This is a genomic window from Sphingomonas sp. BL-S-25 (genome assembly GCF_055521555.1).
Genome location: NZ_CM145486.1, coordinates 1,754,914 through 1,769,135 on the forward strand (window position 1 = coordinate 1,754,914; position 14,222 = coordinate 1,769,135).

19 protein-coding genes are annotated in these 14,222 nt (G+C 68.5%); 9 read left to right on the plus strand and 10 right to left on the minus strand.

Translation table 11 applies throughout. The annotated features are described in order from the left end of the window. The first annotated feature begins 14 nt into the window (after positions 1-14). From ftsE to ACZ1H8_RS08385, 4 genes are read left to right on the plus strand one after another with little or no spacing between them, the layout of a single operon-like run. The gene (gene ftsE / locus ACZ1H8_RS08370; protein ID WP_465180861.1) at positions 15-713 is read left to right on the plus strand and encodes a cell division ATP-binding protein FtsE; all 699 of its coding nucleotides are present in this window, start codon (positions 15-17) and stop codon (positions 711-713) included. Between the two features lie 5 nt (positions 714-718). Next, complete coding sequence (locus ACZ1H8_RS08375; RefSeq protein WP_465180862.1) at positions 719-1,603, plus strand: cell division protein FtsX; 885 nt, start codon at positions 719-721, stop codon at positions 1,601-1,603. Next, a complete protein-coding gene (locus tag ACZ1H8_RS08380) occupies positions 1,600-2,133 on the plus strand; it encodes a YdcF family protein (RefSeq protein ID WP_110152480.1) in 534 nt (177 codons plus the stop codon). The genes ACZ1H8_RS08375 and ACZ1H8_RS08380 overlap by 4 nt, the downstream gene beginning before the upstream one ends. Position 2,134: 1 nt before the next feature. Beyond that, positions 2,135-2,818, plus strand: coding sequence for a lysophospholipid acyltransferase family protein (locus tag ACZ1H8_RS08385; RefSeq protein ID WP_465180863.1), 684 nt, complete (start codon positions 2,135-2,137; stop codon positions 2,816-2,818). A gap of 27 nt (positions 2,819-2,845) precedes the next feature. Here the strand turns inward: ACZ1H8_RS08385 and ACZ1H8_RS08390 are convergent, their stop codons facing one another. Further along, a complete protein-coding gene (locus ACZ1H8_RS08390; protein ID WP_110152478.1) occupies positions 2,846-3,754 on the minus strand; it encodes a prephenate/arogenate dehydrogenase family protein in 909 nt (302 codons plus the stop codon). Beyond that, entirely contained in the window at positions 3,754-4,854 is a 1,101-nt protein-coding gene (hisC, locus tag ACZ1H8_RS08395) for a histidinol-phosphate transaminase (RefSeq protein ID WP_465180864.1), read from the minus strand. Before hisC ends, ACZ1H8_RS08390 begins: the two co-directional genes overlap by 1 nt. 93 nt (positions 4,855-4,947) lie before the next feature. On the opposite strand from hisC, the gene metX reads away from it, so the two are divergent. From metX to metW, 3 genes are read left to right on the plus strand one after another with little or no spacing between them, the layout of a single operon-like run. Then, entirely contained in the window at positions 4,948-6,072 is a 1,125-nt protein-coding gene (gene metX / locus ACZ1H8_RS08400; protein ID WP_465180865.1) for a homoserine O-acetyltransferase MetX, read from the plus strand. Continuing rightward, positions 6,069-6,497, plus strand: coding sequence for a GNAT family N-acetyltransferase (locus ACZ1H8_RS08405; protein ID WP_465180866.1), 429 nt, complete (start codon positions 6,069-6,071; stop codon positions 6,495-6,497). Before metX ends, ACZ1H8_RS08405 begins: the two co-directional genes overlap by 4 nt. Further along, positions 6,494-7,084, plus strand: a complete 591-nt coding sequence (gene metW / locus ACZ1H8_RS08410; protein ID WP_465180867.1) for a methionine biosynthesis protein MetW — start codon at positions 6,494-6,496, stop codon at positions 7,082-7,084. The genes ACZ1H8_RS08405 and metW overlap by 4 nt, the downstream gene beginning before the upstream one ends. Before the next feature lie 15 nt (positions 7,085-7,099). Here the strand turns inward: metW and ACZ1H8_RS08415 are convergent, their stop codons facing one another. Both ACZ1H8_RS08415 and ssb read right to left on the minus strand, forming a co-directional pair. After that, a complete protein-coding gene (locus ACZ1H8_RS08415; protein WP_465180868.1) occupies positions 7,100-7,528 on the minus strand; it encodes a hypothetical protein in 429 nt (142 codons plus the stop codon). Positions 7,529-7,542: 14 nt separating this feature from the next. After that, on the minus strand, positions 7,543-8,121 hold the full coding sequence (gene ssb / locus ACZ1H8_RS08420; protein WP_465180869.1) for a single-stranded DNA-binding protein: 579 nt from the start codon (positions 8,119-8,121) through the stop codon (positions 7,543-7,545). Between the two features lie 89 nt (positions 8,122-8,210). On the opposite strand from ssb, the gene ACZ1H8_RS08425 reads away from it, so the two are divergent. Further along, entirely contained in the window at positions 8,211-8,384 is a 174-nt protein-coding gene (locus tag ACZ1H8_RS08425) for a DUF4169 family protein (RefSeq protein ID WP_465180870.1), read from the plus strand. Here ACZ1H8_RS08425 and feoB read toward each other — a convergent pair. The 4 genes from feoB to ACZ1H8_RS08445 are packed head-to-tail and all read right to left on the minus strand — an operon-like array spanning position 8,381 to position 12,148. Beyond that, the gene (gene feoB, locus ACZ1H8_RS08430; protein ID WP_465180871.1) at positions 8,381-10,228 is read right to left on the minus strand and encodes a ferrous iron transporter B; all 1,848 of its coding nucleotides are present in this window, start codon (positions 10,226-10,228) and stop codon (positions 8,381-8,383) included. The genes ACZ1H8_RS08425 and feoB overlap by 4 nt on opposite strands. Then, on the minus strand, positions 10,225-10,506 hold the full coding sequence (locus ACZ1H8_RS08435; protein ID WP_110152471.1) for a FeoA family protein: 282 nt from the start codon (positions 10,504-10,506) through the stop codon (positions 10,225-10,227). The genes feoB and ACZ1H8_RS08435 overlap by 4 nt, the downstream gene beginning before the upstream one ends. A gap of 44 nt (positions 10,507-10,550) precedes the next feature. After that, on the minus strand, positions 10,551-11,210 hold the full coding sequence (locus ACZ1H8_RS08440; protein ID WP_465180872.1) for a COQ9 family protein: 660 nt from the start codon (positions 11,208-11,210) through the stop codon (positions 10,551-10,553). Next, a complete protein-coding gene (locus ACZ1H8_RS08445; RefSeq protein ID WP_465180873.1) occupies positions 11,210-12,148 on the minus strand; it encodes a DMT family transporter in 939 nt (312 codons plus the stop codon). The genes ACZ1H8_RS08440 and ACZ1H8_RS08445 overlap by 1 nt, the downstream gene beginning before the upstream one ends. 55 nt (positions 12,149-12,203) lie before the next feature. Between ACZ1H8_RS08445 and ACZ1H8_RS08450 the strand changes: the two genes are divergently transcribed. Beyond that, positions 12,204-13,301, plus strand: coding sequence for an alkene reductase (locus tag ACZ1H8_RS08450; RefSeq protein WP_110152468.1), 1,098 nt, complete (start codon positions 12,204-12,206; stop codon positions 13,299-13,301). On the opposite strand, the gene ACZ1H8_RS08455 is transcribed toward ACZ1H8_RS08450, so the two are convergent. Both ACZ1H8_RS08455 and ribH read right to left on the minus strand, forming a co-directional pair. Next, positions 13,298-13,792, minus strand: a complete 495-nt coding sequence (locus ACZ1H8_RS08455; RefSeq protein WP_146233706.1) for a hypothetical protein — start codon at positions 13,790-13,792, stop codon at positions 13,298-13,300. The genes ACZ1H8_RS08450 and ACZ1H8_RS08455 overlap by 4 nt on opposite strands. Positions 13,793-13,801: 9 nt before the next feature. Continuing rightward, the gene (ribH, locus tag ACZ1H8_RS08460) at positions 13,802-14,221 is read right to left on the minus strand and encodes a 6,7-dimethyl-8-ribityllumazine synthase (protein WP_346247674.1); all 420 of its coding nucleotides are present in this window, start codon (positions 14,219-14,221) and stop codon (positions 13,802-13,804) included. Position 14,222 lies beyond the last annotated feature (1 nt).

Below are 14,222 nucleotides of genomic sequence, written 5' to 3' on the forward strand. Positions count from 1 at the left end.
ATTTGCGGAAACGAATGGCCAATATCGTCCAGTTCGAGAATGTTGGCCTGCGGTACGGCGATGGTGCGGAAACCCTGACCGACATCTCGTTCACCCTGAGCTCGGGCGCATTCTACTTCCTCACCGGGCCGTCGGGCGCGGGGAAGACGTCGCTGCTGAAACTGCTCTATCTCGCGCAGCGGCCGACCCGCGGCGTGATCCGGCTGTTCGGCGAGGATGCGGGCGGCCTCGCCCGCAACCGCCTGCCCGGCTTTCGCCGCCGGATCGGGGTGGTGTTCCAGGATTTCCGGCTGGTCCCGCACCTGTCCGCACATGACAATATCGCGCTACCGCTGCGGATCGCCGGCATGCCGGAAAGCGATGTCGATGGCCCGGTCCGCGACATGCTCGACTGGGTCGGACTCGCGGACCGCGCAACCGCGAAGCCGCCAACACTCTCGGGCGGCGAGCAGCAGCGCGTAGCGATCGCACGCGCGGTGATCGGCCGCCCGGACCTGCTCGTCGCCGACGAGCCGACCGGCAATGTCGATCCCGACATGGCGGAGCGGCTCCTCCACCTGTTCGACTCGCTCAACCGGCTGGGCACGACGGTGGTGGTCGCGACCCACGACTTCCATCTGCTCAACCGCATCCCCAATGCCCGGATGATGCGCCTGGAGCACGGCCAGCTCAACGATCCGACCGGCGATCTTCGCCACCCGCCCGGACGCTGAGCGCGATGGTCGGCCTAGGCCCCACCCCGCCCGGCAAGCGGCTGCTCGATCCGGGCAGGCGAACCCATGTCATGACCTGGATCATGGCGATCATGCTGTTTCTGACGGTGCTGTCGGGCGCGCTGGGCCTCGGCATGGCAGCCGCCACCCGGCAACTGGACGGGGCGCTGGCGGGCCGGCTGACCGTCCAGATCGTCGAAAGCGACGCGGCGCAGCGCGATGCCCGCGCCCGGCGGATCGCGGCGGCACTCCGCGCCGCTCCGGGCGTTCACCGTGTCGTGGAAGTCGACCGGGCCCATCTTGCCGAGCTGATGAAGCCGTGGCTGGGCGATGCCGGGCTCGACCCCGATCTGCCGATGCCGGCGATGATCGATATCGACGTGCGCGGCGACGCCAATGTGGCCGTGGCGGAACGGGTGGTGCGCGGCATCGCCCCCGCGGCGCGGATCGACCGGCACGCGCAATGGCTCTCCCCGGTCCGCGGCTTCCTCTCGACGCTCACCTGGCTCGCCGCCGCTCTGGTGCTGCTGATGGCGACCGCTACCGGCGCGGTCGTGCTGCTGGCGGCGCGCGCAGGGCTGGACACGCACCGCGACACGATCGACGTATTGCACATGCTCGGATCGACCGACCTTCAGCTTGCCCGGCTGTTCCAGCGCCGCATCGCGCTGGACACGCTGGCCGGCGGCGCGATCGGCACGGTGCTGGCGCTGGCGGTGACCTGGGTCCTGCAGGGCCGGGTGCTGATGCTGGGGTCCGAGGTCATGTCCGGCATTGCGCTGTCGCCGCGCGACTGGGCGCTGCTCCTGCTGCTTCCGCTCGGCTTCGCCCTGCTCGCCGCATTGTTCGCGCGCGTCGCCGTGCTGCGCACGCTGAGGGCGCGGCTGTGATCTTCCGGATCCTCGCCATCCCCGTCCTTCTCTGGGCGCTGGGCTTCGGCATCTTCCTGATGTCGCTGGGCAAGCCGCTGCCGGCGACCGAGCGCACCGATGCGATCGTCGTGCTGACCGGTGCGCCGGGCCGGATCGATCGCGGCCTGGCGCTGATGCGCGAAAAGGCGGCGACGCGGATGCTGGTCAGCGGCGTCGACACCAGCGTGAAGCCGCGCGAACTGGCCGCGCAATATCATGAGCGCACCTTGTTCGAATGCTGCGTCGATCTCGGCTGGGAAGCGGTCAACACCCGCTCGAACGCCGACGAAACCGCGACCTGGGTGGACGAGCATGGCTATCGCACCGTCCGGCTGGTCACATCGGACTGGCACATGCCGCGCGCGCGGCTGGAGCTGTCGGCCCGGCTGGGCGACGACGTCACGCTGATCGGCGATCCGGTGCCCAGCTCGCCGCGCTTCAGCACGCTGGTGCGCGAATATCACAAATATCTGGTGCGCTGGATCGTGCTGACTTTGGGGGGAAGCTGAGTTGGACCTGCTTCGCACGATCGCCTTCTCGGTCTTCTTCTATGGCCTGTCGGTGCCGATGGTCCTGTTCGTGCCTTTCTCCGCCTTGTTCGGGCGGAAGGCGCTGCGCGGCTACGCCAATAGCTGGGCGGGCCTGATGCGCTGGTCGGCACGCACCTTCCTGAGGATCGAGCAGCGGGTCGAAGGCACCATTCCCGATGGCCCGGTCATCTTCGCCGCCAAGCATGAATCGCTGTACGAGGCGATCGAGCTGACCCGACTGCTGAACGCGCCCGCCACCGTCATGAAGCGGCAGCTGGCGATGATCCCGATCTGGGGCTGGGCGGCGCGCCGCTACGGCGTGATCGTGGTCGATCGCGCCGCCAGCGCGACCGCGCTTCGGGCGATGCTGACGGACGGCCGGGCGGCGATGGCGGAGGGGCGGTCGATCATGATCTTCCCGGAGGGCACGCGAGTGTTGCCGGGCGAGACGCCGGCGCTGCAATCGGGCTTTGCCGGCCTATACCGGATGCTGAACCTGCCCGTGGTGCCGGTCGCGGTGCGCAGCGGCCATGTCTGGCCGAAAAAGGGCGCCAAGCATCCCGGCACCGTCGTCTTCCATTTCGGCGAACCCATCCCGCCCGGCCTGCCGCGTGCCGAGGTCGAGGCGAAGGTGCATGCGGGAATCAACGCGCTCCAGCGCTGACGCGCTGCTGGCGCCGCGCCGTGATGCTCAGTCGTGCGACCGGCCGAAATCGGGGCGCGAATCGTCCTGGCCCTGCTCGATCACGCTGCGGCGGATCGCCCGGGTGCGGGTGAAACGGTCGAACAATTCGTCCCCCTTGCCCCAGCGGATCGCACGCTGAAGCGCCGACAGATCCTCTGAAAAACGCTGGAGCATGTCGAGCACCGCGTCCTTGTTCTCCAGGAACACGTCGCGCCACATCGTCGGATCCGAAGCCGCGATCCGGGTGAAGTCGCGAAAGCCGCCGGCGGAGAATTTGATCACTTCCGACTGGGTGACTTCCTCCAGGTCGGACGCGGTGCCGACGATCGTATAGGCGATCAGATGCGGCAGATGGCTGGTCACCGCCAGCACCAGGTCATGGTGCGCGGGGGTCATCGTCTCGACCTCGGCGCCCAGCTGGCGCCAGAATTCCTTGACCCGCTCGACCGCGAAGGCGCTCACCCCCTCGGGCGGCGTGACGATGCACCAGCGATGCTGGAACAGCGACGCGAAGCCGGACTCGGGACCGCTATTCTCGGTGCCGGCCACCGGATGCGCCGGGATCACGATCGCACCGGGCAGCGCGGTTGCCAGCGCCTCGACGACGCTCGCCTTGCACGATCCCACATCGCTGACGATCGCATCGGCGGGCAGGTCGGCGACGAAGTCGAGCGCGGCCGCGCCCATCGCGCCGACCGGCACGCACAGGATGACCAGGTCGGCATCGATCACCGCCGCGCCCGGCGTATCGGTCACGTCGTCGCACAGCGAGATGCGGGTCGCGATCTCGCGCACCTCGGGGTCTCGGTCATAGCCGGTGACCCGGACGGTCGGCATATAGGCCTTCACCGCGCGCGCGATCGACGAGCCGATCAGGCCAAGCCCGACGATGGTCACGCGCGAGAAGGGCAGCATCAGCCGGCCCGTTCGACCAGGTCGCGCAGCACGTCGGCGACGCCGCGCGTTTCCTGCTCGGTGCCGATGGTGATGCGCAGACCGTGGGGCAGGCCCTGGCCGGGCAGCCAGCGAACGATATAGCCCGCTTCCATCAGCCCCTTGTACGCGGCCTCGGCGGTCAGCGTGCCTTCGAACAGGACCAGCACGAAATTCGCCTGGCTCGGCACCGGGCGCAGCCCGGCATTGCCCAGCTTCGCGACCTCGTCCGAGAACCAGCGGCGCCACTCGGCATTATGCGCGCGGGTATGCTCGACGAACTCGGTGTCGCCCAGCGCCGCCAGCGCCGCCGCGGTGCCCGCGATGGTGATCGAGAAAGGCAGGCGGATGCGGTGCATCGCCTCGATCAGCGCGGGCGCGCCATAGCCCCAGCCGATCCGCTCGGCGGCAAGGCCGTACATCTTCGAGAAGGTACGCGTGACCAGCACGTTCGGCGCCGACTCGGCGAGCGCCATGCCGCCATCGTCATGCTCACCATCGATATATTCGGCATAGGCGTGATCGAGCACCAGCAGGATGTCGGGCCGCAAGCCGGCATGGAGCCGGGCGATCTCCTCCTTGCTGGCATAGGTGCCGGTCGGATTGTTCGGATTGGCGATATAGACGATCCGGGTGCGCTCGGTCACCGCCCCCAGGATGGCGTCGACATCGGTCGCGTAATCGGCATCGGGCGCGATCACCGGCACGGCGCCGACGCGGCGCGCCGCGATCTCGTACACCGCGAAGCCGTATTTGACGAAGATCACCTCGTCGCCCGGCCCGGCAAAGGCGCCGGCGGCCAGGTGCAGCACCTCGTCCGATCCGTTGCCATAGATGATCCGCGCAGGATCCAGGCCGTGGCGCGCGGCCAGCGCCTCGCGAAGATCGGTCGCACTCGCGTCGGGATAGCGTTCGAGATTGTCCGACGCGGCCTCGAACGCGGCGCGGGCCGCGGGCGAGGTTCCCAACGGATTCTCGTTCGACGACAGCTTGATCGCCTTCTTGCCGCTGTCGGTGGTTGCCCGCCCCGGCACATAGGGAGCGATTTCCATGATCCACGGCTTGGGTACGGGTCCAGTCATGCGCAGGCGATTGGCGGAACGGATGCGCAATAGCAAGATCGCCGAGCGCCGAGGCGACTTGAACCGCGGCGCGGCGCGCCGTAACGCGCGGCCATGTCTGACGATGCGCGCTTCGGCCTTCGCCGCAAGGTCACGCTGCCGGGGCCGCTGCGGCTCGACGGCGGCGCGCTGCTGTCACCGCTCGACATCGCCTATGAAACCTATGGCACGCTGAACGGCGATGCGAGCAACGCAATCCTGATCTGCCACGCGCTGACCGGCGACCATCACGTCGCCTCCGACCATCCGGTGACGGGCAAGCCCGGCTGGTGGGTCAAGATGGTCGGGCCGGGCAAGCCGATCGATCCCGCGCGCCATTTCATCATCTGTTCGAACGTGCTGGGCAGCTGCCTCGGCTCCTCGGGGCCGGCGACGACAAATCCGGCGACCGGCAAGCCCTGGGCGATGGCTTTCCCGGTCATCACCATCCGCGACATGGTCCGCGCGCAGGCGATGCTGCTCGATCATCTCGGCGTGCAGCGGCTATCGGCAGTGGTCGGCGGATCGATGGGCGGGATGCAGGCGCTCAGCTGGGCCGCGACCTATCCCGAGCGAGTCGCCTCGGCCGTGGTCATCGCCGCGACCGCACGCCATTCGGCGCAGAACATCGCCTTTCACGAGGTGGGGCGCCAAGCGGTGATGGCCGATCCCAAATGGCGCGGCGGCGACTATTACGAGGCGAACGATCCCCCCGCCGCGGGCCTGGCAGTCGCGCGGATGGCGGCGCACATCACCTATCTGTCCGAGGCGGGGCTGACCGCCAAGTTCGGCCGCAAGCTGCAATCGCGCGAGGCCAAGACCTTCGGCTTCGACGCCGACTTCCAGGTCGAATCCTATCTGCGCCACCAGGGGCTGAGCTTCACCGACCGGTTCGACGCCAACTCCTATCTCTACATCACCCGCGCGCTCGACTATTTCGACCTGGCCGAGGAACATGGCGGCGTGCTGGCCAATGCGTTTCGCGGATCGGCGACGCGCTTCTGCCTCGTCAGCTTCGATACCGACTGGCTCTATCCCACTGCCGAGTCGCGCACGATCGTCCATGCGCTGAACGCCGCCGGCGCGCCGGCCAGCTTCGTCGAGCTGCGCTCGCCCTTCGGCCATGACGCATTCCTGCTCGACTCGCCCGAACTCAACCGCGTGGTCGACGGCTTCCTGCGCGCAGGGGAACGCCAATGAGGGTTTCGTTCGATCCGGCCGAGCTCGACATCGAGCTGATCCACGCCTTCCTCTCGGGCAGCTATTGGGCGGCCGGCATCCCGCGCGAGCTGGTCGAGCGGTCGATCGCCGGCTCGCTGTGCGTCGGCGCCTATGCCCCTGACGAGGCGGGCGAGGACGAGCAGATCGGTTTTGCCCGGCTGATCACCGACCGCGCGACCTTCGCCTGGCTGGCGGACGTCTTCGTGCTGCCGGCGCATCGCGGCCAGGGCGTCGCCCGGGCGATGATCGAGGCGCTGCAGGCACATCCCGAACTTCAGGGATTGCGCCGCTGGATGCTGGTCACCCGCGACATGCAGCCATTGTACGAGAAGCTGGGCTGGAAGCCGCTCCGCCATCCCGAGCGCTGCATGGAGCGCCATGTCGAGGATATCTACCGGCGATGAGCCTGCGTCCCGATCTTGCCATCATCGCCGCCAATGTCGCGCCGGGATCGCGCGTGCTTGACGTCGGCTGCGGCGACGGCGCGCTGATGGCGGCGCTGCGCGACGAGCGCGGCTGCGACGCGCGCGGGCTCGAACTGTCGGCGGACGATGTCGCCGCGGCGGTGGGGCGTGGGCTCTCGGTGATCCAGGGCGATGCAGACACCGACCTGGCCGATTATCCCGATGCCAGCTTCGATTATGCGATCCTCAGCCAGACGCTGCAGACCACGCGCCGGCCCGACTGGGTGCTCGACCAGTTGCTGCGCATCGGGCAGCGCGCGGTCGTGTCCTTCCCCAATTTCGCGCATTGGCGGGTACGCGCGTCGCTGCTGTGGGGCGGGCGGATGCCGGTGACGCGGCTGCTGCCGCTCGAATGGTATGCCACGCCGAACATCCACCATGTGACGATCGACGATTTCCGCGCCTTCGTGAAGTCGCGCGGCATCGTGGTGGAGGGCGCCTGGTTCCTCAGCCGCGACCGGCGGACCAGTTCGGCTGCAGCCAATTTCCTGGCCGAACATGCCGTTTTCCAGCTGCGCCGCGGCTGATCGGCGCGGCCTCGCCTAGGGCGCCCTGCCCCAATTGACCGTGACCATGCTGCCCGACCCGCGCGGCTGAGCCATGACCATGACCGTGCGGTCGCCCTCGCTGGCGGAGATCATGTCGGCGCTCGACAATTTCTCGGTCAGCCCGGCCTTGATCGCCTCAGCCTTCGACCAGGCCAGCACCGCAGCAGGAGCGGCCGCGGTTTCATAGACGACCGTGCCGCTGACCTTGCTGGTCGGGCTGATCGCGCCGGCAGCGCAGGTGATATAGGTCGCGTCGGCATAGACCGGCGCGTGCGCCGGACGCTGGCTGCAAGCCGCATCGCCGGTGGTGACGTCCAGATTGGCGTTGGCGATCGACAGGTTCGCCCCGTCGACCGGCTTGTCGCCGCCGCACGCGCCGAGCGCGAGCAGCAGCGATACCGGGATCGCCCGTCGAAGCGACATCACACCCGCCCCGATCAGAACGGGACGTCGTCGTCGAGATCGTCCGGGAAGCCGCCGCGGCTGCCGCCGCCCGACTCGCCACCGCCGAAACCACCCGACCCGCCGGAACCGCCGCCAAAGCCGCCGCGCGAGCCGCCGCCGCTGTTGAAGTTGCCGCCGCCGCGGCCCGAGGACTGGCCGGCGAACTCGTCGCCGCCGCCCCATTCGTCACCGCCGCGGCTGCCGCCGCCCTGGCCGCCGCCGGGACCGTCGAGCATCACCAGCTTCGCGTCGAAGCCCTGCAGCACGATCTCGGTCGAATAGCGGTCGTTGCCGGTCTGGTCCTGCCACTTGCGGGTCTGGAGCTGGCCTTCGAGATAGACCTTGCTGCCCTTGCGCAGATAGCGCTCGGCGACGTTCGCCAGACCTTCGGAGAAGATCGCGACCGAGTGCCACTCGGTCTTTTCCTTGCGCTCGCCGCTGTTGCGGTCCTTCCAGCTTTCGGAGGTCGCGATGCGCAGGTTCACCACCTTGCCGCCATTCTGAAAGCTGCGGCTTTCGGGGTCACGCCCCAGATTGCCGACCAGGATCACCTTGTTGACGCTGCCCGCCATGGAAACTCCGTCTGAAAATCGATATCGGGAGATGCGCGCGCGCACTTTCCCCTGCGCAAGATGCGCCGCGAACGAACGGGGTACACTCGATGGCCGAGATCATCAATATCAACCGGGCCCGGAAACAGCGCGCCCGCGCCGCCTCGGCGATAAAAGCTGAGGAAAACCGGGTGCGCTTCGGCCGGACCAAAGCCGAAAAGCAGGCCGACGCCGCCGAGCGCGCGCGGATCGACCGGCAGCTCGACGAGTCAAAGCGCGACTAGAGCCCCAGCGCGGTCGCGGTCCAGAAGGTCGCGCCGGCCGCGATATAGGCGAGCGCGAACAGATAGGCGATCATCACCGCGGGCCATTTCCAGCCATTGGTCTCGCGCCTGGCGACTGCGATCGTCGACAGGCATTGCGGCGCGAACACGAACCAGGCGAGGAACGCCAGCGCCGTCGGCAGCGACCAGCGCCCGGCCAGGCGGTTGCCCAGTTCCTGCGCGCCCTGCTCCTCGTCGGCGGCATCGATCGAATAGACCGTCTGCAGCGCCGAGACCGCGACCTCGCGCGCCGCCATTGCCGGGATCACCGCCAGGCTCATCTCGTGGTTGAAGCCGATCGGGCGCAGCACGACTTCCAGCCCCGACGCAATCCGGCCAGCGACCGAATATTCGCTCTGCTTCTGGCCCTCGGGCGCGACCGGGTAGGAGGTCAGCACCCATAGTGCCACGGTCACGCCCATGATGATCGTGCCCGCACGCCGCAGAAAGACATAGGCGCGCTGCCACAGCCCGATCAGCACGTCGCGAACCGACGGCAGCTGGTAGCGCGGCATCTCCATCATGAAGCCGCCACCGGCACCGCGGGTCGCGGTCCGGCGCAGCACCAGCGCGGCGAGCACCGCGCCGAGGATGCCGGTGAGATACAGGACCAGCAGCACCAGCCCCTGGAGGCCGATGCCGGGGCCGACGGTGCGCGCGGGAATGAACGCGCCGATGATCACCGCATAGACCGGCAGTCGCGCCGAGCAGGTCATCAGCGGCGCGATCAGAATCGTCGTCAGCCGCTCGCGCGGATCGTCGATCGACCGCGTCGCCATGATCCCGGGAATCGCGCAGGCGAAGGAGGACAGCAGCGGGATGAACGCCCGCCCCGACAGGCCGACCCCCGCCATCAGCCGGTCCATCAGGAACGCCGCGCGGACCATATAGCCCGATGCCTCCAGGATCAGGATGAAGAAGAACAGGATCAGGATCTGCGGCAGGAAGACGACGACCGATCCGACGCCGTTGATGATCCCCTCGACCAGCAGGCTGCGCAGGAAGCTGTCCGGCAGATTGGCGACCGACACCTCGGCCAGCCAGCCCTGTAAGCCCTCGATCCAGCCGATCGGCGCTTCGGACCAGCTGAACACCGCCTGGAACATCACGAACAGGATCGTCAGCAGGATGATCGGCCCGGCGACCGGATGCAGCACCAGCCGGTCGACGCCGCGGGTGACCGCGCGCCCGCGCGGCTGTTCGACGATCGCCGCGCCGGCGATCCGGCGCGCCTCGCGCTGGAAATGGGTGATGTCGGCATCGACCACCGGCGGCACCTTCGCCGCGGGTCTCGCCAGCAGCGCGCCGAGCGCGTCCTTCAGCCCGTCGATCCCACGCTTGCGCACCGCGACCGTCGCGACGACCGCGACGCCCAACTCGCGCGACAGGGCTTCGGTGTCGATCTTCAGCCCGTCGCGTTCGGCCATGTCGACCATGTTGAGCGCGACGACCATCGGTCGCCCCAGGGCGCGAAGCTGCAGGACGAAGCGCAGATGGTTGTCAAGATTACTTGCATCTGCAACTACGACGAGCGCATCCGGAAGCCGTTCGCCCGCCTGCCGGCCCAGCACGACGTCGCGCGTGACCTGCTCGTCGGGGCTTGACGGATCGAGGCTGTACGTGCCGGGCAGATCGACCAGCTCGACCGGCCGCCCATCGTTCAGCGCCATGCGGCCCGAATGGCGCTCGACCGTGACGCCGGGATAATTGCCGACCTTCTGCCGGGCACCGGTCAGGGCGTTGAACAGCGCGCTCTTGCCGGCATTGGGGTTGCCGACCAGCGCGACGAGCGGGGCAGCGTTCATGCCGCCGCCTGCGCGGCCCGCGGCCCCACAGAGACATGGATCGCGCCGGCGATGTGGTGGCGCATCGCGATCGTCATCCGCCCGATCCGTACCGACAGCGGCCCGCGCAGCAGGCCTGAGGGCTGGAGCAGCTCGACCTCGACGCCGTCATCCAGCCCGAACTCGCGCAGCCGCCGCGCTTCGCTGTCGCTGAGCAGGTGCCAGTCGATCGCTGTGACGGAGGCGCTGGTGGCACGCGGCAGCGTTGCCAGCAGGGTGGACGGCTCAGACAGGTTCATGATTGCGAGTCGTTATCAATAACCGGCCGCTCGCGCCAGCCCAATCACACCGCAGGATAGCGCAACCGCCCGATGAAGCGGCTGAGACTAGGGCGATGGGTGTCGCGACCGAGCAGCTTCGCCTTGGCCTTTTCGAAGCGCATGATCCCCTCGATCCGCCGCGCGAGGAAGGCGCGGGTCTCCGCCCAGTTGTCGCTCTCGTCGTGGAGGAAGACGGTGATCGTCGCGGCATAGACGCCGGCGAGGATGCCGCGCTTCGTATAGTGATTATAGTCGGTCGCAGTGTCCCCGGCGGCACGCCACATCACGTCGGCCGAGCGCCAGCCCAGCCGCGCGGCGCGCGGCGCATTCTGCGGCATGGCGAGAATCGACAGCGCGCGGTTCAGCGCCTCGCGATTCGGCGCGACGATCTCCAGCCGGGTCTCGACAAGGGCAGTGATGCGGTCGCGGATCTTCATCGACGCAAGCCGCTCCGCCGGGAGCCGCTCCAGCATCTCGGCATCGACCGAGGCGAACCAGCAGTCGATCATCTCGATCGCGCCGCCGGGAAAGGCCACCTGGGCGATGGCCGGATCGAGGTCGAGCGCCACAGCGGCGGCATCCACCGCCCGCGCGTTCCAGCCGTCGAACGCGGCGTTGGCGGCCACGTGCGGCGCCAGCGCGAGGCGGATTTCGTCGAGAGTCGGGTCCTGGGGCAGGGTCATCACACCGTTCCTTCGGCTTCCGACTTAGTGGCTTGCGCCGCGGACGCAACCGGCCCGCGACGGACCAGCACCAGCGCGATGGCGACCAGCAGCGCGCCGATCAGGTCGGGCCAGCCCAGCCGCTCGTCATAGGCGAACCAGCCGACGAGCCCGGCGACGATCGGCTGGCTGAGCAGCGCGATGCCGACGACCAGCGGCGACAAATGGCCGATCGCATAGATCATCAGCCCCTGCCCCACGACCTGGCTGGCCAGCGCGAGACCGAGCAGGATGCCCCAATGATCGGGCACGATCCGCTCGCCAAGCGCGATGGCGAACAGCAGCAGCGGCACCATGCTCGCCACACTGGACATGGCGAGCGCCGGCAGCGGCGCCATCACCGCCCGCGCGCGGGTCATCATGATGAAATAGACGGTGTAGAGCGTGCCGGCGAGCAGGCAGAGCAGGTCGCCGACCAGATTTTCATGCGACAGCTGATAGGACCGGCCGAGCAGCAGCGCCGCCCCGATCGCGGCCAGGATCAGAGCCGTCCCCTGCGACCGCGTCGGCCAGGCACGGGCGACAAGGAAGCCGTAGATCGGGAACATCAATGTCGCCGAATTGCCGAACAGGGTGGCGTTGGCCAGGGTGGTCCGCAGGATCCCGAGATGCCAGCTGGCCAAGTCGGCGGCAAAAGCGACCCCGCCCAGCAGCAGGACCAGCCACAGCCCCTTTGCCGCAGCGAACGGCCGGCGCGCACCGACATAGCTAAGCGCCAGCAGGAACGGCACCGCGAGCGCGATCCGCCAGAAGCCCGCAGCGACGGGCCCGACATCGGTCAGCCGCACGAACCACGGGCCGAACGCCAGCGTCACATTGCCGATCAAGCATGCGACAAGCGGCAAGGCACTCGCGCTTTGCCCGATATGAGTTTTTGTTTGGGACCCGTTCCGGTGCATGAGGCCCTGTAGCGCCCTATTTTGCCGTGACCATCCCTGACGGAGACCAACCCGAATGTCGCGACTGTTCGATCCGATCCAGCTTGGCGCTATTGCCGCGCCGAACCGCGTGCTGATGGCGCCGCTGACTCGCGGCCGCGCGACGCAGGAGCATGTGCCGACGCCGATCATGGCCGATTATTATGTCCAGCGCGCGACCGCCGGGCTGATCATCTCCGAGGCGACCGGCATCAGCCGTGAGGGACTGGGCTGGGCCTATGCGCCGGGTCTGTGGACCGAGGACCAGGTCGAAGGCTGGAAGCCAGTGCTCGATGCGGTCCACAAGGCGGGCGGCCGGATCTTCGCGCAGCTTTGGCATATGGGCCGGCTGGTCCATCCCGATTTCCTGGACGGCGCCGCACCGCTGTCCGCCTCCGCCACGACCGCGCCCGGCGCGATGCGCACCTATCAGTCGGGCGACGACAAGCGGCCCTATGGACAGGCACGCGCGGCGACCGCGGACGACATCGCCCGGGTGCTCGACGATTACTCCACCGCCACCCGCAACGCGCTGCGCGCCGGGTTCGACGGGGTCCAGTTGCACGCCGCCAATGGCTATCTGATCGACCAGTTCCTGCGCGACAATTCCAACTTTCGCGACGACGAGTATGGCGGCAGCCCGGAGAATCGCGCGCGGCTTCTGCGCGAGGCGACCGGCCGCCTGATCGACGAGGCGGGCGCCGACCGGGTCGCGGTGCGGCTGTCGCCCAATGGCGAGGTTCAGGGGACCGACGACAGCGATCCCACGAGTGTGTTCGTACCCGCGGCGCAGTGGCTGGACTCGCAGGGGATCGCGTTCCTCGAGCTGCGCGAATCGCGGGCGGTATCCACCTTCGTCACCAGCAGCGTGCCGCCGCTGTCGCCCGAGATCCGCAAGGTGTTCACCCGGCCGCTGGTGCTTAATCAGGACTATCGCCTGGCGAGCGCCGAGGGCGACCTCGCCTCGGGCCTGGCCGATGCGATCGCGTTCGGCCGCACCTTCATCGCGAACCCCGACCTGGTCGAACGGCTGCGCCGCGACGCGCCGCTGAACGAGCCTAACCCGTCGACCTTCTACGCGCGCGGTGCCGAGGGCTATACCGACTATCCGGCGCTGGAGGCGGCGGCGATCTAGTCGAGTTGCTCGCCCAGTCCGGTCAGCCAGTCGGTCACCCGGGACCTCACCGCCTTGCGCGGGCCGGACTGGAAGGCGACCAAGGCGAGGATCGGCAGCGCGATCCAGCCCGTCGCGATCAGCAGGACGATCGTCAGAACGGCCATGACCGCCGCGCCGACCGCAGCGATGGCGAGCTTGCCCTCGCCGTCGGTGTCGACCCGGATCCGGCGCGGGCCGCGGTCATCGAACCAGCGCTGGGTCGACACCACCATGCCCGATCCGGTCTGAGTGCCGGATCCGGCCAACCGGCGCGGCTCGGCTCGGCGCGCAGGCGAGGGAGCCGAGACCGGGGCAGACATTGGCCGGTCCCGCGCCTCGATGCGGCGGGGACTGCGGCCTTCCAGCGTATCGACGATGCGGGACTCGATCCGCTCGCCGCGCAGCCGATCGATCACGATCAGCCGGCGCCCCTTCTCCACGACTCGGTAGCGGGTGGGGGGCATGTCCATCGGATCAGCTCAACCGAAGCGGTTCCGCAGCGCGAGCATGGCGAGCGCGGCCTTGGCCGCCTCCCCGCCCTTGTCTTTCTCGTCCGGACGCGCGCGAGTCAGCGCCTGCGCCTCGTTCTCGACGGTCAGGATGCCGTTGCCGATCGGCAGCGAGTCCATCGCCAGCGCCATCAGCCCGCGCGCGCTCTCGTTCGAGACGACTTCGAAATGATAGGTCTCGCCGCGGATCACGACGCCCAGCGCGACATAGGCGTCATAACGGCCGCTCTCCGCCGCCATCGCGACCGCGCCGGGAATCTCCAGCGCGCCGGGGACGGTGATCGTCTCGTGGCTATGGCCTTCCGCCTCGATCGCGGCGCGGGCGCCCTCGAGCAGCAGGTCGTTCAGATGCGCATAGAAGCGCGCTTCAACGATAAGGACGCGGGCCAAG

Coding starts and splice junctions, on each gene's coding strand:
- ftsE (WP_465180861.1), top strand. CDS start 15: ATGGCCAATATCGTCCAGTTCGAGAATGTTGGCCTGCGGTACGGCGAT.
- ACZ1H8_RS08375 (WP_465180862.1), top strand. CDS start 719: ATGGTCGGCCTAGGCCCCACCCCGCCCGGCAAGCGGCTGCTCGATCCG.
- ACZ1H8_RS08390 (WP_110152478.1), bottom strand. CDS start 3,754: ATGCTGCCCTTCTCGCGCGTGACCATCGTCGGGCTTGGCCTGATCGGC.
- hisC (WP_465180864.1), bottom strand. CDS start 4,854: ATGACTGGACCCGTACCCAAGCCGTGGATCATGGAAATCGCTCCCTAT.
- metX (WP_465180865.1), top strand. CDS start 4,948: ATGTCTGACGATGCGCGCTTCGGCCTTCGCCGCAAGGTCACGCTGCCG.
- ACZ1H8_RS08405 (WP_465180866.1), top strand. CDS start 6,069: ATGAGGGTTTCGTTCGATCCGGCCGAGCTCGACATCGAGCTGATCCAC.
- metW (WP_465180867.1), top strand. CDS start 6,494: ATGAGCCTGCGTCCCGATCTTGCCATCATCGCCGCCAATGTCGCGCCG.
- ACZ1H8_RS08415 (WP_465180868.1), bottom strand. CDS start 7,528: ATGTCGCTTCGACGGGCGATCCCGGTATCGCTGCTGCTCGCGCTCGGC.
- ssb (WP_465180869.1), bottom strand. CDS start 8,121: ATGGCGGGCAGCGTCAACAAGGTGATCCTGGTCGGCAATCTGGGGCGT.
- ACZ1H8_RS08425 (WP_465180870.1), top strand. CDS start 8,211: ATGGCCGAGATCATCAATATCAACCGGGCCCGGAAACAGCGCGCCCGC.
- feoB (WP_465180871.1), bottom strand. CDS start 10,228: ATGAACGCTGCCCCGCTCGTCGCGCTGGTCGGCAACCCCAATGCCGGC.
- ACZ1H8_RS08435 (WP_110152471.1), bottom strand. CDS start 10,506: ATGAACCTGTCTGAGCCGTCCACCCTGCTGGCAACGCTGCCGCGTGCC.
- ACZ1H8_RS08440 (WP_465180872.1), bottom strand. CDS start 11,210: ATGACCCTGCCCCAGGACCCGACTCTCGACGAAATCCGCCTCGCGCTG.
- ACZ1H8_RS08445 (WP_465180873.1), bottom strand. CDS start 12,148: ATGCACCGGAACGGGTCCCAAACAAAAACTCATATCGGGCAAAGCGCG.
- ACZ1H8_RS08450 (WP_110152468.1), top strand. CDS start 12,204: ATGTCGCGACTGTTCGATCCGATCCAGCTTGGCGCTATTGCCGCGCCG.
- ACZ1H8_RS08455 (WP_146233706.1), bottom strand. CDS start 13,792: ATGGACATGCCCCCCACCCGCTACCGAGTCGTGGAGAAGGGGCGCCGG.